The following is a 19,329-nucleotide window of genomic DNA, read 5'->3' as shown; positions in this document are numbered from 1 at the left end:
TTAACTTATGGTGGTGAATCGTATCACCGGATGGAGTGCTGTCAATGGGTGCTTTCGAGGGGAGCGCGGGAAGCACCCGGACGCGGACTAGGATCGGTCTTCGCCATCGGTGCGCAACGGCCGGTTGTGGCCGATGAACGCCGACGAGGGAGTGCCACGTGGTCACGATGAAAGACGTCGCCCGAACTGCCGGGGTGTCGGTCGCCACCGTCTCCTACGCGTTCAGTAGATCGTCGAAGGTCTCTGCGGCACAACGGGAACGGATCTACTCCGTCGCGGCGGAACTCGGCTACGCCGGGCCGAACATCGCCGGGAGCAGCCTGCGGTCGGGGCGGATCGGCGCGGTCGGCGTGATCGTGCCCGACTCTCCCGTACAAGCGCTGGAGGATCCGTCCGTGACCCTGCTGATGAAGGGCATCGCGGAGATCGGGAATTCGGCCGACATCGCCCTCACCCTGTTTCCGGCCTCCCGCGGTGGCGCCGCGGATTCACCACCGAACTCGCTGGTCCTGCGTGGGCTCGTGGACGGTGTGGTCATCCACAACGTCCCGGACGGTCACCCCCTGGTCGAGGCGATCATCGCGCGAGGGATCCCGGCCGTCGTCGTCGATTCGCCGAGAAGCGCGGGACTGCCGTTCGTGGCCATCGACGACCGGAACGGCGCCTATCTCCAGATGGACCACATCCTGAAACTGGGCCACCGGCGCATCGGGATCATCGTCGACAAACTCGGCCACGACTCCGACTGCAGGATGGTCACGGCGGACGACGTCGGCGCGGCAACCGAGCGCAACGCACGCGAACGCCTCGCCGGCTATTTCGACGCGGCCCGCGATCATCACCTTCCGGTGGAGGAACTGTCCATCGTGGTGGCGGGCGACATCGACCGTGCCGCCGGCGCCGAGGCCACGCGGATCCTGCTCGCGTCCGCGCAACCCACCGCGCTCGTGGCGACGTCCGACGTGCACGCGGTGGCGGCGTGGCAGGTGCTGCGCGAGCGCGGGCTGTCGGTGCCGGACGACATGTCCGTCATCGGTTTCGACGACGCGCCCGTCGCGGAACTTCTCGGTCTCAGCACGATTCATCAGCCGATCGTCGAGAAGGGGCGTGCGGCCGCGACGATCCTGCTCGATCGGCTGGGTGGCGGCACCCGCACCCGATCGTTGATGAAGACGTCACTGGTCGTGCGCGGCAGCACCGCCCGCCCGCGCGAATCGTGACCCCCACGTGAGTGGGGAAGAGCGCCCGAGCACACTTTCTCACTCACCTGGGGGTCACGCGTGGAAACAATCAACAACGTGCCGGGCGGTCGTTTCCGTGGGACGGTGGACGGGTAGCCGACCGGTGCGGCGGAGTCGACGAGATGACGACGGAGGACCATGAACCCCGAGATCCATCACGAGCCCAGCGAGATCAGCTACGACGAGCAGTTCTACCCGGCGCGCCCGCGGCCGTTGAAACCGTCGGTCCGCCGCGCGGCCAGGGTGGACGCGCAGTCGGGTGAGCCGGTGCCGGACAACCCGAAGTATGTGGAGTGGCTGATCAACCAGTCGATCCTGCACGATGCGAAGTTGATCGCTGAGCAGTTGTCCGGCAAGGGCAGCATGTGGCAGAACCCGTACGCCGACCCCAATCCGCGGGCCGCGGTGGAGCGGGGTTCGGTGTGGTTCACGGCGTACCCGATCTCGATCATCACGGCTCCCGGCGCGAGTTTCCTGAGTTCGCTCGGTGACGAGTCGCTGTGGCAGGCGTTTTCCGAGATCGGGGTGACGGCGGTGCACACGGGGCCGGTGAAGCAGGCTGGTGGGATCAAGGGGTGGCGGGCCACGCCCTCGGTCGACGGCCACTTCGACCGCATCAGCATGCAGATCGACTCGGCGTTCGGGACGGAGGAGGAGTTCCGCAAGCTCTGCGTCGTCGCCGCAGCGTACGACGGCATCGTGATCGACGACATCGTCCCCGGTCACACGGGTAAGGGCGCCGATTTCCGGCTCGCCGAGATGGCGCACGCCGACTATCCCGGCATCTATCACATGGTGGAGATCGAACAGCAGGACTGGCACCTGCTTCCCCGTGTGCCGGACGGCCGGGACGCGGTGAACATCGACGCCGACACCGAGGCGCAACTCGCCCGCGCCGGGTACATCATCGGGCAACTCCAGCGCGTCATCTTCTACGAACTCGGGGTGAAGGAGACCAACTGGAGTGTCACGCCCGCGGTGATGGGGGTGGACGGCGTCGAGCGCAGGTGGGTGTATCTGCACTATTTCAAGGCGGGGCAGCCGTCGATCAACTGGCTCGATCCGTCGTTCGCGGGCATGCGTCTCGTCATCGGCGACGCCTGCCATTCCATCGCCGACCTCGGCGCGGGCGCGCTCCGCCTGGACGCCAACGGTTTCCTCGGGGTGGAACGCCGCACCGAGGGACTTCCCGGCTGGTCGGAGGGGCATCCGCTGTCGGAGGCGGCGAATCATCTCATCGCCAGCATCGTGCGGAAGATGGGCGGATTCACGTTCCAGGAGTTGAACCTCACCATCGACGACATCAAGGCGATGGGCACGACCGGCGCCGACCTGTCGTACGACTTCATCAATCGGCCCGCCTACCAGCATGCGCTGGTCATGGGGAACACCGAATTCCTGCGGTTGACGATGAACCTCGCCCGCGATCACGGCGTCGACGCGGCGTCGCTCGTCCATGCTCTGCAGAACCACGACGAGCTGACGTTCGAGTTGGTCCACTTCGCGACGCTGCACAAGGACGACGAGTTCGACTACGGCGGCGAGTCCGTCACCGGGGCGGACCTCGGCGACCGCATCCGCAAAGACCTGTGCGAGCGGCTCACGGGGCGGTGGGCGCCGTACAACCGCACGTTCACCACCAACGGGATCGCTTGCACGACAGCCAGTGTCATCACCGCCGCGCTGGGAATCCGCGACCTCGACCGGATGGACGACGCCGACATCGACACCGTCAAGCAGGCCCACCTGCTGCTGGCGATGTTCAACGCACTCCAGCCGGGGGTGTTCGCCCTGTCGGGCTGGGACCTGTGTGGTCTGCTTCCGGTGCCGTCCGAGGACGTCGCCGATCTCCTCGCCGAGGGGGACACCCGCTGGATCAACCGGGGTGCGCACGACCTGATGGGCGTCAACCCGGACGCCGAACGCTCGGAGTCGGGCATTCCCCGCGGACACAGTCTGTACGGGAGTCTTCCTGTGCAACTGCAGGATCCGACGTCCTTCGCGCGCCGGCTGGCCCGCATCATCGACGTCCGGAACCGATTCGGCATCGCCACCGCCGTCCAGCTCGACGTGCCGACCGTGTCGCACAAGGGGCTGCTCGTGATGGTCCACGAACTGGCGGACGCGAGTCTGGAGGTCACGGTCCTCAACTTCACGTCCGAGGAGATCGCCGCGACCGTCCAGTCGCAGTTCCTGCCTGCGGGCTCGCCTGCGGTCAACCTGTTCACCGACGAGCAGATCGGCACCGTGGACGAGCTGCACAGTTTCCCGATCACCCTCGCGCCGTACGAGGGCGTGCCCGTAGTGGTGCGGCCGGAATCGGCGTGACGGTGGTCTTGACTCGGACAGCACTTGTCGGAGTAAACTCGGATACGAATTATCCGAGTAAAGGAGAGAAGACGTGAAGATCGTCATTTTCGGAAGCGGACTCATCGGACGGCAGGTCGCGGCGAAGCTCGGCGAGGCCGGACACGACGTCGTGGCCCTCGGCCGCGGCGACGGAATCGACACGACCACCGGCAAAGGTGTCGCGGAGGCCGTCGCGGGAGCCGACGCGGTGGTGGACCTGACCAATTCGCCGTCGTGGGCGGATGACGACGTCCTGGCGTTCTTCCGGGACTCGACGAAGCACATGCTCGCCGCCGAGGAAGCCGCCGGCGTCGGGCACCACGTGGTCCTGTCCATCGTCGGCGCCGACCGCCTTCCCGACTCCGGATACATGCGGGCCAAGGTTGCGCAGGAAGACGTGGTCAAGGCCGGCCCGGTGCCCTACTCGATCGTGCGATCGACCCAGTTCTTCGAATTCATCGCGGGCATCGCCGACGCCGGGACCGTCGGCGACACGGTGCACGCGACGCCGGCGCACCTGCAGCCCATCGCCTCGCGCGACGTCGTGTCCCGGGTGGCGGAGGTCGCCGCAGGTTCCCCGCTGAACGGCACCGTCGAGATCGCAGGCCCCGAGCCGCTGGGCATCGACGAACTGGTGCGCCGGCTGTTCGCGTCGACCGGCGACAAGCGGTCCGTGACCACCGACCCCGCCGCTGGCTACTTCGGTGCGCAACTCGACGACGCGGCCATCACGCCGACACCCGGCGCCGGCGCCTGGATCGCCCCGACCACCCTGGACGAATGGCTGCGCAAATAGGGTCGTCAGCATGAAGATTTCCGGTGGTGTGGAGTGGTCGCTCCATTGCTGCATCGTGCTCAGTCAGGCCGAGAGTCCGGTGCCGACCGCGCGGCTGGCCGACCTGCACGGGGTATCGAAGTCCTATCTCGCCAAGCACCTGCAGTCGCTGGCACGTGCCGGTCTCGTCCACCCGACCGAGGGCCGCGACGGCGGATACGTCCTCACCCGTGCGCCCGGCGACATCACGGTGCTCGACGTGGTGCAGGCGGTCGACGGCGATGCGCCGGCGTTTCGGTGCACCGAGATCCGGCAGCAGGGGCTGCTTGCCGCGCCACCGGAACAGTGCACGGCCCCCTGCGGCATCGCGAAGGTCATGGCCGACGCGGAGCGTGCATGGCGGAGCACGCTGTCGGGTGTGACGATCGCCGATCTGGCGGCCACGCTGGACGTCACCGTTCTCAAAGCGACGCTGGAGGCGTCCGGGTAGCGGCTCGATCCGCGGTCCCTGTTGCCCCGGACCGCGACCTCGGCGAAGACTGAATCTCATGGCCGGCACACGGGGCGATGCCGAGTACCACCGGCTGCGGACCCCACGGGCCGCAGCCGTCGCCGGTGTCGTCTTCGGCGTCCTGTTCGCCTCCAGCATCGTCCTGCTGCGCAGCGCACTGCCGGGCGCCGCGGGCACCCCGTGGGTGAGCCACCAGACGCAGATCACGACGGCCCTGATCCTCGCGCCGTTCGCGAGCATCGCGTTCCTGTGGTTCATCGGCGTCATTCGCGACCGGCTCGGAGACCTCGAAGACCGATTCTTCTCGACCGTCTTCCTCGGCAGTGGGCTGCTGTTCCTTTCGACGACGTTCGTGTCGATGGCACTCGCCGGCGGAATGCTCGCCATATCCCGGCTGCCCAACGCTCCGCAGAACGACCTCGTCTACTTCGGTCGCGAGGTGATGTTGCATGTGAACAACGTCTACGGAGTTCGCATGGCCGGGGTGTTCATGATCTCGCTGGGGACCATCTGGCTGCGCACCGGACTGATGCCGCGATGGCTGGCCGTCGCGACCTACCTGCTGTCGCTCACGCTCCTGGTGGTCGTCAGCTTCAGTCTCTGGGTGACGCTCGTGTTTCCGGCGTGGGTGATGGTGATCAGCGTGTACATCCTGACCGTGGACCGGCCGGCGTCTTTGCCACCGGACTGACGGCCGGTCGGCGGACCGAGGTTCTCACCCGGTGCGGGTGATGTGGCCAGGACGTCCCGCGAGCATCGTCAGGACTGCGAGTCCGGGCTGTCGTGCGGGCGACGGCCGCAGGGAAATCGCAGCCGACCGATGACGCGAGGAGAGCACGATGACGGAAGCGAAACCCAACATCCTGGTCATCTGGGGCGATGACATCGGAATCACCAATCTCAGTTGCTACAGCGACGGACTGATGGGCTACCGCACACCGAACATCGACCGTCTCGCGGACGAGGGCATGAGGTTCACCGATTCCTACGGGGAGCAGAGCTGTACCGCGGGCCGGGCGGCGTTCATCACCGGGCAGAGCGTGTACCGGACGGGCATGAGCAAGGTGGGAATCCCGGGCGTCGACGTCGGGTTGTCGCCCGAGGACCCCACCATCGCCGAACTGCTCAAGCCCCTCGGGTACGCGACCGGGCAGTTCGGGAAGAACCATCTCGGCGACCTGAACAAGTACCTGCCGACCGTGCATGGGTTCGACGAGTTCTTCGGCAACCTCTATCACCTCAACGCGGAGGAAGAACCCGAGCTCCCCGACTATCCCAGCGCGCACGACTATCCGAAGCTGCACGAGGTGATGATGCCGCGCGGCGTCCTCCATTGCTGGGCCACCGAGGAAGACGCCGGCGAGGTCGATCCGCGGTACGGGCCGTTCGGGAAGCAGCGCATCGAGGACACCGGGCCGCTGACCAAGAAGCGCATGGAGACCATCGACGACGAGACGGTCTCCGCGGCAATCGACTTCATCACGCGGCAGAAGGAAGCGGACACCCCGTTCTTCGTGTGGATGAACACGACGCACATGCACCTGCGGACCCACACCAAACCGGAGAGTGTCGGGCAGGCCGGGCACTGGCAGTCGCCGTACCACGACACCATGGTCGATCACGACAAGCATGTGGGCCAGTTGCTCGACGCGGTCGACGAACTCGGTCTCACCGAGAACACCATCGTCATCTACAGCACCGACAACGGTCCCCACGCGAACACGTGGCCGGACGGCGCGACCACCCCGTTCCGCAGCGAGAAGGACACCAACTGGGAGGGCGCGTTCCGTGTCCCCGAGGTGATCCGCTGGCCGGGGAGGATTCCCGCGGGCGTCGTATCCAACGAGATCGTTCAGCACCACGACTGGCTTCCCACGTTCCTCGCCGCCGCGGGTGCGCCCGAGGTCGTCGAGCAACTGAAGAGCGGGCACGACGCCGGCGACAAGAGGTTCAAGGCGCACATCGACGGCTACAACCTGCTGCCGTACCTCACCGGTGAGGTCGAGACGTCGCCGCGCCGGGGAATGGTCTATTTCTCCGACGACTGCGACGTGCTGGGCATCCGTTTCGACAACTGGAAGATCGTGTTCATGGAGCAGCGGGCGCAGGGCACTCTCGGACTGTGGGCGGAGCCGTTCACACCCCTGCGGCTGCCGAAACTGTTCAACCTGCGCACCGACCCGTTCGAGCGTGCCGACATCACGTCGAACACCTACTGGGACTGGTTCCTCGACCACGACTACATCGCCATCTACGGAACGGTCATCACGACTCAATTCCTCGAGACGTTCAAGGAATTTCCCCCGAGGCACGAGCCGGCGAGCTTCACGATCGACCACGCGGTGGCGAAGCTGCACGCCTTCCTGGCGAAGGACTGACCGGGATGGGCGCAGGACTGGGTGATTCCTGGTCGGACGGATCGTCGCGGTCCGCGATCGAGGACTTCGTCGGACGGGTCACGGCACGGGGACCGGATTTCGTCGAGCCGGCGGACCGGGTGGCCGTCTTCGACAACGACGGCACACTGTGGTGTGAGAAGCCGATGCCCATCCAGCTCGACTTCACGATTCGGCGGCTGGCGGAGATGGCCGCCGACGATCCCGAACTGCAGCAGACGCAACCCTGGCAGGCCGCGCACGAACACGACCTGAAATGGCTCGGCGCCGCGATGGTCAAGCACTATCACGGAGACGACGCGGATCTGAAGCTGTTGATGGGTGCGATCACCCGGGCGTTCGACGAGGTCAGCGTCGAGGACTACGACGCCCGCGTCACCGCATTCTTCGACGGGGCGGACCATCCGACGCTCGATCGCCCGTACCGGGGCTGCGGATACGCACCGATGGTCGAGCTCCTGCGCTATCTGGAGGCGAACGGATTCACGCTCTACATCGCGTCCGGCGGTGACCGGGACTTCATGCGCCCGATCGCCGGGCAGCTCTACGGAATACCGCCGGAACGGATCATCGGCAGCGCACTCGGCCTCACCTACCGCGCCGAGGAAGGCCGAACGGAGCTGCTCTACAAGGCGGCAATGGATTTCTTCGACGACGGACCGGAGAAACCGGTCCGGATCTGGAGCAGGATCGGGCGTCGGCCGATCCTGTCGGTCGGCAACTCCAACGGCGACCTGCCGATGCTCGCGTTCTCCGGACTACTCGACCGCCCGTCCCTGCGGGTGCTGATCCTGCACGACGACGCCGATCGCGAATTCGACTACGTCGCCGGCGCCGAGCAGGCCCTCGAAGAGGCGCGAGCGAACAACTGGACCGTGGTAAGCATGAAGAACGATTGGACGAGCGTCTTCTCGCCGGCCGTCACCTGAGCAGTCGGAAGGGGAGACTTCGTGGACACCGTGACCGTTTCCGACGTCCGTCTCATCCCCGCCCAGACGTTCACCATGGGCTCGGATCGGCACTATCCGGAAGAGGGTCCGGCGCATCGGGTGGCGGTCGACGCGTTCGCGATCGAGGCGTACCAGGTCACCAACGAACAGTTCGCGAGGTTCGTCCGGGACACCGGTTACGTCACGGTCGCCGAGCGTCCGCTGGACCCCGCCGATTTTCCGGGGGCGCCGGCGGAGAATCTGCAACCCGGATCGATGGTGTTCGTCCCCACCCGGGGACCGGTCGACCTCCGGCACCTGAGCCAGTGGTGGACCTGGACGGTCGGCGCGTCCTGGCAGCGACCCACCGGGCCGGCGTCGACGATCACCGGCCGTGAACGACATCCCGTCGTCCACGTCGCCCACGAGGACGCGGCCGCGTACGCACAGTGGGCCGGACGGTCCCTCCCCACCGAGGCGCAGTGGGAGGCGGCGGCGCGCGGCGGTCTCGACCAGGCCGAATTCACCTGGGGCGACACCCCGGACGCCGGATCCCCGCCGCCGGCGAACTACTGGCACGGCGACTTCCCGTGGCGCGCCGACCCCGGGTACGGCACAACGACCGCCGTCGGAAGCTATCGGCCCAACGACTACGGACTGTTCGACATGGCGGGAAACGTGTGGGAGTGGACCGCCGACTGGTACGCCGAGCGGCACAGTGATTCCGCGGAGTCGTGCTGTGCGCCACGCAATCCGCGTGGGCCCGGCATGGCGGACAGCTTCGACCCGCGCCAACCCCAGTTCCGGGTTCCACGGAGGGTGATCAAGGGTGGATCGTTCCTCTGCGCCGACAGTTACTGCCGCCGGTACCGGCCCGCGGCGCGGCGGCCGCAGATGGTCGACACCGGGATGAGTCACATCGGATTCCGCTGCGTCGAGTCCGTGCCCGTATCAGAGTAGGCCCGGGTCAGAGTAGGACCAGCACGGCGAGGAGCGCGAGCAGCGTGACGACGCTGGAGGTGACGACGGCGGCGAACGTCGCCGGCGCGAATACCCCGGATTCGAGCTGCCTGCTGATGACCCGGTAGCGGTAGGTGCCGTAGGCGGACACCAGCAGGCCCGCGCCGATCAGGATGAATCCGGCGGCAATGGCGTGGTCGCCGCGGTGCGGGGCGAACTTCGCCACCGCCACCCCGAGTGCGGCGACACTGATGCCGGTGCGATGCCACGCGAGATAGGTGCGTTCGTTCGCGAGGTGGTCGCGCGCGGTGCTGCCCGTGTTCGGCTGGGTGGGGCCGAAGATGTCGCGACTCATCCGCCGCCGCCCAGGAACCCGATCTCCGACAGGCTCGACTGGAAACCGGATTCGACCGGGGACAGACCCGAGATCCAGACGAGGACGCGGGTGGTGGGTGCGGGGGTCCGGGCGGCGATCCGGGTGACTCCGGGCGCGAGCGTGGCGGCGCCGAGCAACTGGGTGTGGCCGATGTTGGCCCATGCGGCGGGCGCGGTCCGGATCTCGACCCGGGTGCCCGGGGTGGGGGATTCGATCCAGACGGTCCGCAGATCGACGGGCTGGGGGAACGACACGATCAGACCCACGCCGCCCTTCGTCGGCGGCAGTTGCTGCGGGTAGCGGTCGGTGGCCCAGAACGTTGCCGGGTTCGCGTCGACCGCGAGCGACGCCCTGGTCCCGTTGTCGGGAAAGTGCTGGGGTGAGTAGACGACCGCGGACGACGGGATCAGCGGCGTCGGGTCGGGTTCCGGCGCGGGTGCGATCTCGCTGAGCGTGCTGTCCGCGACGGCGGCGGGCGGCGCGTCCGACGCGGTGAACGCGGTGCTGATCGCCCACCCGGCGGCGCCGAGGGCGACGACCACGGCGAGCGCGGCACTCATCGCGGGAAGCGGCGCCCGCGGTCGGGCCGTCCGGTCGTCGGGCCTCGGGCGGACCTTCTTCTTCGGGGCGAACGCGGGTGCCGACCGTGCCCGCGCGTCGGCCAGCATCCGGTCGAGGGCATCGACCACTGCCTGCGCGGTGCCCATTCCGGGTTGGCGGGTGAGGGCGTTGACGGCCACGTCGGACAGCCGGTGGGGAATCGTGGGCCGCACCCGATGCGGCGGGACGACGGAACCGTCACCCCGACGTCCGGCGGGGGGAAGTCCGGCAGCGAGCGTGTCGCCGGACGACGGTAGCGGCCACGTGCCGAGCAACAGCGCATACAGCAGCGCGCCGAGGCCGGCGACGTCGTCGGCCGTGCTGTCGTCGGCGAGGGTGGCGGGGAAGGCGAGGACCGCGAGTCCGTCCCGGGAGATCCGCACCCGGTTGGGATGATCGAGCGAGATACGGGCGCCGAAATGGTGCGCGTCCGCGGTGGCGGCGGCGAGGTCGCGCACGATGCGCGCGGCGTCCAGCGGCCGCGGCACCGTGCGCGCGATATCCGCGACACGCCATCCGGGCGTCCATTCCGCGACCACGGCGATCCGGTCGCCGACCGCCTCGATGTCGTAGACCTGCGCGATCCGCCCCTCGTGGCTGAAGCTGGTCCCGGTGGTGTTCCGGCAGAACCGCGCCACCGGATCCGGACGGGTATCGGTGTCGCGGAGGTGCGCTGAGTCGACGAGACTGAGCGAGACGTCCCTGCACAGTTCGGTGTCGTGCGCGTGCCACCACTGCACCCAGTCGGGTCCGGCGAATCGTCCGAGGAGTGTGTATCGAGTGGCGACGACCATGCCCGGGGCGAATTGATCCCGGTCCTGCGGCGAATGCGACGGGACCCCGGACACCGGCATTGCTGTCATCTACTCTCCCGGGCTCTCCCCGACCCCGAAAACTTCTGTCGGGCAACTGTCACCCGGCAGCAGAGCAGATGTTCGCAGCACCGGGCCCAGGTCTGATCATCCTCGGATACGGCGCGAATCGGGTGCTTTTCGGCCGACCTAGCCGAGGACGTGTTCCGCGTACCGCGCGACCGCGAGTACGAGGTCGTCCGAATGCCGGGGGCCGATGATCTGCAGACCCACCGGAAGACCCGCCGCGGTGCGGCCGACCGGGATGCTGATCGCCGGTTGCTGAGTCAGGTTGAATGGGTAGGTGAACGGCGTCCACTGCGGCCAGCCGGTGAGGTCGCTGTCCGGCGGCACGTCGTAGCCCGCCTCGAAAGCCGGAATGGGAACGGTGGGGGTGAGCAGGACGTTGTGCGTCAGATGGAATTTGCCCATCGTGATGCCGATGTCCGCGGCGACCGCGCGAGCGTCGAGATAGTCGACCGCGCTGAACTTCTCGCCCCGTTCCCAGACCTTGCCGAGACCCGGGTCGACCTTGTCGCGTGCCCCGTCCGGGAAGTTCTTCAGCATGGCCGCGGCCCCGGCCGCCCACAGCAGTTCGAACGCGTCGATCGGATCGCCGAACCCGGGGTCGGCGGCGGTGACCGGCAGTCCCGCGGCGTCGATCGCCTGCACGGCCCGGTCGACGATCGCCCGGACCTCCGGATCGACGGTCACGTAGCCGAGCGTGGGGGAGTACGCGACGCCGAGTCCGACCACGTCGCGGCCGATCTCGCCGCGGAACGTGGTCGGGAACGGGGCGAGCGACGTCGGGTCGCGCGGGTCGGGCAGCGCCAGGATGTCCATCAGTAGTGCTGCGTCCTCGACGGTGCGGGTGATCGGGCCTGCGTGCGCCAGCGGCCCGAACGGGCTCGCCGGGAACAGCGGGATCCGACCGTGGGTGGGCTTGAAACCGACGACGCCGCAGAACGACGCGGGGATCCGCACACTGCCGCCGCCGTCGGTGCCGACGGAGCAGGGGCCGAGACCCGCCGCAACCGCCGCGGCACTGCCGCCCGAAGAACCACCGGCCGTCTTCGTCGGGTCGGCCGGGTTGCGGGTGATCCCGCACAGGGCGCTGTCGGTGACGGCCTTCCAGGCGATCTCGGGGGTCGTGGTCTTGCCGAGGAACACCATCCCGTCCTCGCGCAGGCGGGCGGCCACGGGACTGTCGACGTCCCACGGCTGGTCCTCGTCGACGGCCTGCGATCCGCGGAGCGTCGGCCAGCCGTCGGTGAGGAAGATGTCCTTGATGGAGATCGGGACGCCGTCGAGCAGCCCCTTGGAGTAGCCGGTGTTCCAGCGCTCCTCGGAATTCCGGGCCTGCGCGAGCGCCCGCTCCTCGTCGACGAGGCAATAGGAATTGATGGCACGGTCGCGCTCGGTGATGGCGTCGAGCATCGCCTGCGTGGCTTCCACCGGCGAAAGTTCTCCGGACGAGTAGGCCGTGACCAGTTCGACGGCGGTCATGTCGGTGGGATTCATGAGAACTCCTTCAGCCTGGACGTTCGGGCCCTGTCATCATCGGCTCGGTACGTACCCGAGATGCTTGTCAACTACGTTCTCGAGCGGGTACCCCGTCACCCAGCGTTCGAAATTGTCGGTGAACACGGTGACGAGGTCGTCGCGCCAGCCGGCGAAGTCGCCCGAATTGTGGGGTGTGATCGACACGTTCGGCATGTCCCAGAGCGGATGGTCCGCGGGGAGCGGTTCCGTGTCGAACACGTCGAGCGCGGCGCCCGCGATCGTTCCCGCCCGCAGCGCGGTGACGAGGTCGTCGGTGCGCACGAGCTCACCCCGTCCCACATTGATGAACCGGGCGCCCGGCTTCATCGCGGCGAACGTCGTATCGCGGAACAGGTGGCGGGTCTGCTCGGTGAGCGGGGCCACCGCGATCACGTAATCGGCGACGGCGAGTTGCTCCGGGAGATTTTCGGTGGCGGTGACCGTCCCGAAGTCGGGATCGGCGTCGCGGGCGGTGCGCCCCGATCCGCTGACCTTCATCCCCGCGGCGCGGAGAAGCCGGGCGATCGCGCGGCCGATGGGACCGGTGCCGACGATCAGGGCGGTGCGGCCCGCGATCCGCTCGGATTCGCGGTGCTGCCATGTGTGGGACTGCTGCAGTCGCAGCGAACCCGGCAGATCCTTCGCGAACGAGAGGATCTGGGCGAGCACGTACTCGGCGATCGCGCCGTCGAACACGCCCCGGGAGTTGGTGATCGTGACGTCGCTGTCGCGGGCCTCGGGGAACATGACGGGATCGACGCCGGCCGCGGCGATGTGCAGCCACTGCAGGGAACCGGCGGCGTGCCACGCTCCGGGCACCGCGTCGGTGAGGAAGTCGTAGAGAAACAGCACGTCCGCGCCGTCGAGGGCGTCGCTCAGCCCCGCCTTGCCGGTGTAGCGAACTTCGGCACGGGACGCGACCGGTGCCATGAGTTCGTCGCTCGGCAGAACGTGGGCATGTAGCACCGCGACGATCGGGTTCCGACTCACGTTGACACCGTAAGAGTAACTCGTATGATTGTCAACAATCTGATAATGCTCGGGCGCGGCCGAATCGAAGGTGAGGCCTGGTGTTGGAACTGAACATTCCCGAATTCGAAGGGCCGATCGCGCAACGGGGAATAGGCATCATCGCCCCGTTCGACCTGGCGCTCGAACGTGAACTGTGGCGTTGGGCTCCCCTCGAGGTGAGCCTGCATCTGGCGCGCACGCCGTACGAACCCGTGCCCGTCAGCCTGGAGATGGCCGAACTCGTGTCCGAGCGAAGACACCTCATGGCGGCGACGCGCGACGTCCTGCACGTCGAGCCGGAGGTCGTGGCGTATCTGTGCACGTCAGGAAGTTTCATCAAGGGCCTCGAATACGAGCGAACCCTGTGCGACGCGATCTGCGAGGCCGGCGCCCTGCACGCGGTCACCACGTCCGGGGCTTTGGTCGAGGCGATCGAACACCTCGAGCTGAGCAGGCTGTCGGTGATCACGCCGTACGACGCCCCGCTGACCGAACGGTTGCACGCGTTCCTGAACGAGGCCGGCACCGAGGTGGTGCGCTCCGATCATCTCGGGCTCGGCGGCGGCATCTGGAAGGTCAACTACCGCACGATCGCCGAACGGATCATCGCGGCGGACGACCCGCGGTCGGAGGCGATCTTCGTCAGCTGTACCAACCTGCCGACCTACGACATCATCGCCCCGATCGAGCAGGAACTCGGCAAACCGGTGCTCACCGCCAACCAGCTCACGATCTGGGCCTGTCTGGGCCGGATGAAACTCCCCATGACAGGGCCCGGCAAGTGGCTCCGCAACGTCTTCTGACACACCCCCTCACGACACGAAAAGAGGAGAACGCATGACGAGCACGCCGACCCCCACTGTGGGATTCATCTACCCGGACCACGCCGCCGAAGACGACTACCCCTTCGCCGCGGAGATGCTCGGAGTGGATCTGCCGGTCGTGCACATCTACGGCACCGACCTGCACGCCGTGCCCGAACTGCTCGACCTCGGCAGTCCCGAGAAGCTGGCCGGTGGGGCCGCGCTGCTCGCCGACGAGAAGCCGGACGCTGTCGTGTGGGCGTGCACGTCGGGCAGCTTCGTCTACGGCCCCGACGGCGCGAAGCAGCAGGCCGAGACGCTCTCCGCCGCCACCGGTGTGCCCACGTCCAGCACCAGTTTCGCCTTCGTCAACGCCCTGCACGCCCTGGGGATCACCCGGGTCGCGGTGGCCGCGAGCTACCCGGAGGACGTCGCGAAGCTGTTCGTCGAATTCCTCGCCGCCGCCGGCATCGAGGTGCTGTCGATGTCGAGCGCGGGGATCGACACCGCAGCCGAGGTCGGTCAGCTCAGCCCCGAATCCGTGGTGGAACTCGCGGTGGAAAACGACCACCCGGACGCCGAAGCCCTGCTCATCCCCGACACGGCCATGAGGACGCTGGGTGCGCTGAGTACTCTCGAGCAGCGCCTCGGCAAGCCGGTCCTCACGGCAAACCAGGTGACCATCTGGGAAGGCCTGCGTCTTGCGGGCCACACGGCGGTACAACCGTCGTTAGGAACCTTGTTCGAGAAAGGCCACAGTCATGGCTCTGACTGACCTGGAACCCGTCAGTCGTCAATCGACTGCCGAATTCATCGCGGACCGCCTGCGGGTCGCCATCATGAAGGGTGCCCTCGAACCGGGTGCACAGCTGGGCGAGGCGGAACTGGCCGCGCACTTCCAGGTCTCGCGCGGACCCCTGCGCGAAGCCATGCAGAGGCTCGTGTCCGAGGGCATACTGCACAGCATCCGTCACCGCGGGATCTTCGTGACGGAACTGACCCTCGACGACGTCGTCGACGTGTACCGCAGCCGGTCGGTCATCGAGCGCGGGGCCCTCGAGATGATTCTCGCCGACGGTCGCCGGGAAGCCACCTACCTGGCGCTCGAACCCACCGTCCTCGTGATGCAGGCCGCGGCCGAGCGTGGCGACGCCGCCGCCGTCTCGGACGCCGATCAGCAGTTCCACCAGATCCTGGTTGAGAGCGCGCAGAGCCCGCGGCTCATCCGCGCGGCGCGGACGCTGCTGATCGAGACCCGGATGTGCCTGGGTGCGTTGCAGACCACGTACGACGACATCCGCGAGCAGGCGCAGGAACACGCGACCCTGCGCGAGGCGATCCGGTCGGGTACGGCCGGCGAGGTGCAGAAACTGCTCGCCGAACACCTGGACGACGCCGTCCAGCGGCTCCGCGCCGATCAAAAGACTCTGTCGTCATAGCGACAGTGAAGTAGAGGTAACGGCCGAGGAGGGGCAATGACTCAGGTAGCTGAGGTTCAGGGATTCACCAACAGTCACGATCGCTACCCCACTCGGATCGCCTCCGGTCCGTCGATGCTCCAACGGAACGAACCCGCAGTCTGGGGAAAACCCGCGGACGGACCCTTCGACGCGGCCGCCCTCGCCGGACACGAGGCACGCGGCTTCACCATCGTCGACGACGTCCTGGGCGCCGGCGAAGTGACGTCGTGCCGGGAGGAGCTCGACCGGCTGGCCCGGGATCCGTCGATGCGCGACAGCGGGCGCGTCATCACCGAACGCGGCACCGACGAGGTCCGGTCCGTCTTCGACGTCCACCGGCGCAGCGACATGGTGGCCGCGCTGATCCGCGACGGCCGGATTCTCGACCGCGCACGGCAACTCCTCGGCTCCGACGTCTACATCCACCAGAGCCGGATCAACTCCATGCCCGGTTTCAAGGGCACCGGTTTCTACTGGCACTCGGACTTCGAGACCTGGCACGCGGAGGACGGTCTCCCCGTGCCGCGGGCCGTCAGCTGTTCGATCACCCTCACCGAGAACTACCCGTTCAACGGGTCGCTGATGGTGATGCCCGGTTCGCACAAGCGGTTCGTCCAATGTGTCGGCGCCACCCCCGAAAACAACTACACGTCCTCCCTCGTCGAGCAGGAGGTCGGGGTTCCGCGCCGGGAGGACGTGACCCGGATGGCCGCGGAATTCGGGATCGACCAGTTCACCGGTGCGGCCGGCACCGCGCTGTGGTTCGACTCCAACGTCATGCACGGGTCGGGCAACAACATCACGCCCTACCCGCGGTCGAATCTGTTTCTCGTGTTCAACAGTGTCGAGAACACGCTCGTCGCGCCGTTCGCCGCACCGCGGCCGCGGCCGGAGTACATCGCGTCGCGCGACTTCACGCCGTTGTCCTGACGTGAGTGGGAAAGTGTGCTGCCGCGCACTTTCCCACTCACCTACGCGGGGAGCTCGTGCAGGGCGCGGGCGAGGTGGGCGAGTTCGGGAACCTCGGCGGCCCGGTCCAGAGCCGACTCCAGGGTGGCGTCGTGGGTGGGACGCGCCTCGTCCAGCGCCGCCCGGCCCGCGGGCGTGAGTTCGGTGTAGATGCCGCGACGGTCGTCGTCGCACAGGATCCGCGTAAGCAGCCCGCGGTTCTCCAGCCGGTTCACCAGCCGGGTGGTGGCGCTGCTGCTCAGCGCGGCCGCGCGGGCGAGCTGAGCCATCCGCATGTGCCAGCCGTCCTGGCGGCTCAGTGCGTCGAGCACCGTGTACTCGACCACGGAGAGGTCGTGGCCCCGCTGCAGGGCGCGTTCGAGTTCCGCCTCGAGTAGGCCGTGCAGGGCCGCGAGCGTGCGCCAACCCTGCGACCGGATCTCGACGGCGTCGTCAGCGACTGCCATGGCCACCTCCTGTGGATACGAGTGCCCGGTCAGAATACCAGCTTGCGCACATATCAGGCGTGTGCAACTATTTATACCGCGCCTGCAACTAATGCAGACGCGGTATTCGAGCTAGCGCTCTTATCTCCCAGATCTGTATGAAAGGAGTGGCTGCGATGCCACTGGGTCTACTCGCTCTCGCAATGGGCGGCTTCGGGATCGGTCTCACCGAATTCGTCATCATGGGACTGCTGCCGGAGGTGTCGGCCGACTTCCAGGTGAGCGAATCGGTGGCCGGCTACCTCATCTCCGGCTACGCCCTTTCCGTCGCCATCGGAGCGATCGTCATCACCGCGGCGGTCACCCGATTCGACCGCAAGCGCGTCCTCCAGTCGCTGATGGTGCTGTTCATCGGCGGCAACCTCCTCTCGGCGATTGCCCCGACCTACGAGGTCATGATGGGTGGACGCGTCCTCGCGGCCCTGTGCCACGGCGCGTTCTTCGGCATCGGGTCGGTCCTCGCCGCCGACCTCGTGCCCGCGAGCAAGCGGGCCGGCGCCATCGCGACGATGTTCGCCGGACTGACCATCGCCAACGTTCTCGGCGTCCCGTTCGGCACGTTCCTCGGCCAGCAGTTCGGGTGGCGCTCCACGTTCTGGGCCATCACCGTCATCGGAGTCGTGGCGCTGATCGGCATCACCGCGCTGGTGCCGTCCGTGTCCCGTGCGGCGGACGCACCGGAACCTGCGGGTCTGCGCAGCGAACTGCGGGCCTTCCGGAACCCGCAGGTGTGGTTCTCGATCGCCGTCACCATCCTCGGTTTCGGCGGGATGTTCGGTGCGTTCACCTACATCGCATTCACCCTCACCGAGGTCGGCGGATTCGCGTCGACGAGCGTCCCGTGGCTCCTCATGCTCTTCGGTGGCGGCCTGTTCGTCGGCAACGTCCTCGGCGGCCGCGCCGCCGACAAGGCGCTCACCCGCACCCTGACCACCGTCCTCGCCGTGCTCGCCGTCGTCCTCGTCGTGTTCGCCCTCACCGCAGGCAGCAAGCCGATGACGATCGTCGCTCTCTTCCTCATGGGACTCTTCGGATTCGCGACCGTCCCCGGACTGCAGATGCGCATCATGAACTACGCGGCGCAGGCGCCGACCATGGCATCCGGCGCCAACATCGCCGCCTTCAACGTCGGCAACGCACTCGGAGCCTGGCTCGGCGGCATCACCATCGCCGCAGGGCTCGGCTTCACCTCGCCGATCTGGATGGGAGCGGCACTCACCGTGGCCGCGCTCGCCGTCCTCCTCGTCGCCACTGCAGTCGACCGTCGGTCGAAAGTTGATTCGGTGGAAGACGATTCGGCGGTCGTGCCGGTCTAGCGGTCGAGCCGTCCGGGGCGGATGCGGAGTACGCAGCCGGACCCCGCCCCTTAAGGCATTCACTTTTCGGTCGCAGTGTTCAATAATGAACACCGATCGGGGTTCGGGCTGAGTGTCTGTGGATGATGGGACGTGCGAGCCCTCGCGTGCGTAGTCGCAGCGCCCGCCGTCCATCCTCACGCGTCAGGAAGTCATGCTTCGCGAACGACCCTTGCAGCTGCCCCGGCCGTTGATCTCGGAATGGGACTGGCAACGGACCGCCCGCTGCCGGTCGGTTGATGTCGACGTGTTCTACGACGGCGAGACGCTGTCGGAGGTGGCCGCCAAAGCTATCTGCGCCGACTGCCCGGTGATCGAGGAATGTCGCGACTACGCGGTCGCCGCGAATGAGCCGCACGGTATCTGGGGTGGGCTTTCTCCGTCGGAACGCGTGCAGTACCGCTGGCGGCAGGGTGTGGTCCTCCGCGTCGGGCTGACTCGCCAGCGCACCCTCTGAGGGGTCACCTCCAGGAAGACGCTCGCGCGCCGATTGGGTCTCGTGTGCCCAGTCGGCGCGCCTTCGTGTGCGCGGCGAGTCCCCTCTCGACGACGATGCCGCCCTCGGCTCGGTGGGGGAGTCGACCCCTGCTGTCTGCCCACGGGATCGGAGGCGCCGGACCCGGCGTGCATCCCGGGCGGGAACCCGAAATGCGGTATTGACGCCCGCACATTCCACCTCTTACAGTGGTGTTCACCACATGAACTAAGTGTTCAAA

At 67.5% G+C, this 19,329-nt stretch carries 19 protein-coding genes; 14 read left to right on the top strand and 5 right to left on the bottom strand.

Annotation, left to right across the window (positions count from 1 at the left end; genetic code table 11):
* The first annotated feature begins 158 nt into the window (after nucleotides 1-158).
* From JWS13_RS20090 to JWS13_RS20055, 8 genes are all read left to right on the top strand, one after another.
* On the top strand, nucleotides 159-1,220 hold the full coding sequence (locus JWS13_RS20090; protein WP_206007184.1) for a LacI family DNA-binding transcriptional regulator: 1,062 nt from the start codon (nucleotides 159-161) through the stop codon (nucleotides 1,218-1,220).
* Nucleotides 1,221-1,379: 159 nt separating this feature from the next.
* Nucleotides 1,380-3,569 carry a maltose alpha-D-glucosyltransferase gene (treS, locus tag JWS13_RS20085; RefSeq protein WP_206007183.1) on the top strand — a complete coding sequence of 730 codons (2,190 nt, stop codon included), beginning with the start codon at nucleotides 1,380-1,382 and terminating at the stop codon, nucleotides 3,567-3,569.
* 73 nt (nucleotides 3,570-3,642) lie between these two features.
* Nucleotides 3,643-4,386: an SDR family oxidoreductase gene (locus tag JWS13_RS20080; RefSeq protein WP_206007182.1), complete on the top strand. Its 744-nt coding sequence runs from the start codon at nucleotides 3,643-3,645 to the stop codon at nucleotides 4,384-4,386.
* 10 nt (nucleotides 4,387-4,396) lie between these two features.
* Nucleotides 4,397-4,855, top strand: coding sequence for an RrF2 family transcriptional regulator (locus tag JWS13_RS20075; protein ID WP_206007181.1), 459 nt, complete (start codon nucleotides 4,397-4,399; stop codon nucleotides 4,853-4,855).
* Between the two features lie 58 nt (nucleotides 4,856-4,913).
* Entirely contained in the window at nucleotides 4,914-5,567 is a 654-nt protein-coding gene (locus JWS13_RS20070; RefSeq protein WP_206007180.1) for a hypothetical protein, read from the top strand.
* 148 nt (nucleotides 5,568-5,715) lie between these two features.
* Nucleotides 5,716-7,254 (top strand): arylsulfatase, encoded by a 1,539-nt coding sequence (locus tag JWS13_RS20065; RefSeq protein WP_206007179.1) that lies wholly within the window; start codon nucleotides 5,716-5,718, stop codon nucleotides 7,252-7,254.
* Nucleotides 7,255-7,259: 5 nt separating this feature from the next.
* Complete coding sequence (locus tag JWS13_RS20060) at nucleotides 7,260-8,201, top strand: HAD family hydrolase (protein WP_206007178.1); 942 nt, start codon at nucleotides 7,260-7,262, stop codon at nucleotides 8,199-8,201.
* Nucleotides 8,202-8,222: 21 nt separating this feature from the next.
* On the top strand, nucleotides 8,223-9,161 hold the full coding sequence (locus JWS13_RS20055) for a formylglycine-generating enzyme family protein (RefSeq protein WP_206007177.1): 939 nt from the start codon (nucleotides 8,223-8,225) through the stop codon (nucleotides 9,159-9,161).
* A gap of 7 nt (nucleotides 9,162-9,168) precedes the next feature.
* Here JWS13_RS20055 and JWS13_RS20050 read toward each other — a convergent pair whose 3' ends face one another.
* From JWS13_RS20050 to JWS13_RS20035, 4 genes are all read right to left on the bottom strand, one after another.
* Nucleotides 9,169-9,516 (bottom strand): YidH family protein, encoded by a 348-nt coding sequence (locus tag JWS13_RS20050; RefSeq protein ID WP_206007176.1) that lies wholly within the window; start codon nucleotides 9,514-9,516, stop codon nucleotides 9,169-9,171.
* Nucleotides 9,513-11,000: a protein kinase family protein gene (locus tag JWS13_RS20045; RefSeq protein WP_206007175.1), complete on the bottom strand. Its 1,488-nt coding sequence runs from the start codon at nucleotides 10,998-11,000 to the stop codon at nucleotides 9,513-9,515. Before JWS13_RS20045 ends, JWS13_RS20050 begins: the two co-directional genes overlap by 4 nt.
* A gap of 138 nt (nucleotides 11,001-11,138) precedes the next feature.
* Nucleotides 11,139-12,509, bottom strand: coding sequence for an amidase (locus JWS13_RS20040; RefSeq protein ID WP_206007174.1), 1,371 nt, complete (start codon nucleotides 12,507-12,509; stop codon nucleotides 11,139-11,141).
* A 36-nt stretch (nucleotides 12,510-12,545) separates the two neighbouring features.
* Nucleotides 12,546-13,520: a D-2-hydroxyacid dehydrogenase gene (locus JWS13_RS20035; protein WP_206007173.1), complete on the bottom strand. Its 975-nt coding sequence runs from the start codon at nucleotides 13,518-13,520 to the stop codon at nucleotides 12,546-12,548.
* An 83-nt stretch (nucleotides 13,521-13,603) separates the two neighbouring features.
* Here JWS13_RS20035 and JWS13_RS20030 point away from each other — a divergent pair, with 83 nt between their 5' ends.
* From JWS13_RS20030 to thpD, 4 genes are read left to right on the top strand one after another with little or no spacing between them, the layout of a single operon-like run.
* Nucleotides 13,604-14,344: a maleate cis-trans isomerase family protein gene (locus tag JWS13_RS20030; protein WP_206011668.1), complete on the top strand. Its 741-nt coding sequence runs from the start codon at nucleotides 13,604-13,606 to the stop codon at nucleotides 14,342-14,344.
* 34 nt (nucleotides 14,345-14,378) lie between these two features.
* The gene (locus JWS13_RS20025; protein WP_206007172.1) at nucleotides 14,379-15,119 is read left to right on the top strand and encodes a maleate cis-trans isomerase family protein; all 741 of its coding nucleotides are present in this window, start codon (nucleotides 14,379-14,381) and stop codon (nucleotides 15,117-15,119) included.
* On the top strand, nucleotides 15,106-15,783 hold the full coding sequence (locus tag JWS13_RS20020; RefSeq protein WP_206007171.1) for a GntR family transcriptional regulator: 678 nt from the start codon (nucleotides 15,106-15,108) through the stop codon (nucleotides 15,781-15,783). The genes JWS13_RS20025 and JWS13_RS20020 overlap by 14 nt, the downstream gene beginning before the upstream one ends.
* A gap of 36 nt (nucleotides 15,784-15,819) precedes the next feature.
* Nucleotides 15,820-16,734, top strand: coding sequence for an ectoine hydroxylase (gene thpD, locus JWS13_RS20015; RefSeq protein ID WP_206007170.1), 915 nt, complete (start codon nucleotides 15,820-15,822; stop codon nucleotides 16,732-16,734).
* 41 nt (nucleotides 16,735-16,775) lie between these two features.
* Here the strand turns inward: thpD and JWS13_RS20010 are convergent, their stop codons facing one another.
* Nucleotides 16,776-17,219, bottom strand: a complete 444-nt coding sequence (locus JWS13_RS20010; protein ID WP_012691665.1) for a MarR family winged helix-turn-helix transcriptional regulator — start codon at nucleotides 17,217-17,219, stop codon at nucleotides 16,776-16,778.
* A gap of 155 nt (nucleotides 17,220-17,374) precedes the next feature.
* Here JWS13_RS20010 and JWS13_RS20005 point away from each other — a divergent pair, with 155 nt between their 5' ends.
* Together JWS13_RS20005 and JWS13_RS20000 are read left to right on the top strand one after the other, a co-directional pair.
* A complete protein-coding gene (locus JWS13_RS20005; RefSeq protein WP_206007169.1) occupies nucleotides 17,375-18,574 on the top strand; it encodes an MFS transporter in 1,200 nt (399 codons plus the stop codon).
* Nucleotides 18,575-18,767: 193 nt separating this feature from the next.
* Nucleotides 18,768-19,070 (top strand): WhiB family transcriptional regulator, encoded by a 303-nt coding sequence (locus JWS13_RS20000; RefSeq protein WP_206007168.1) that lies wholly within the window; start codon nucleotides 18,768-18,770, stop codon nucleotides 19,068-19,070.
* The last annotated feature ends 259 nt before the right edge of the window (nucleotides 19,071-19,329 follow it).

The sequence above is a fragment of the Rhodococcus pseudokoreensis genome (genome assembly GCF_017068395.1).
Lineage (GTDB): Bacteria > Actinomycetota > Actinomycetes > Mycobacteriales > Mycobacteriaceae > Rhodococcus_F > Rhodococcus_F pseudokoreensis.
This window is presented reverse-complemented; position numbering and strand designations above follow the sequence as displayed.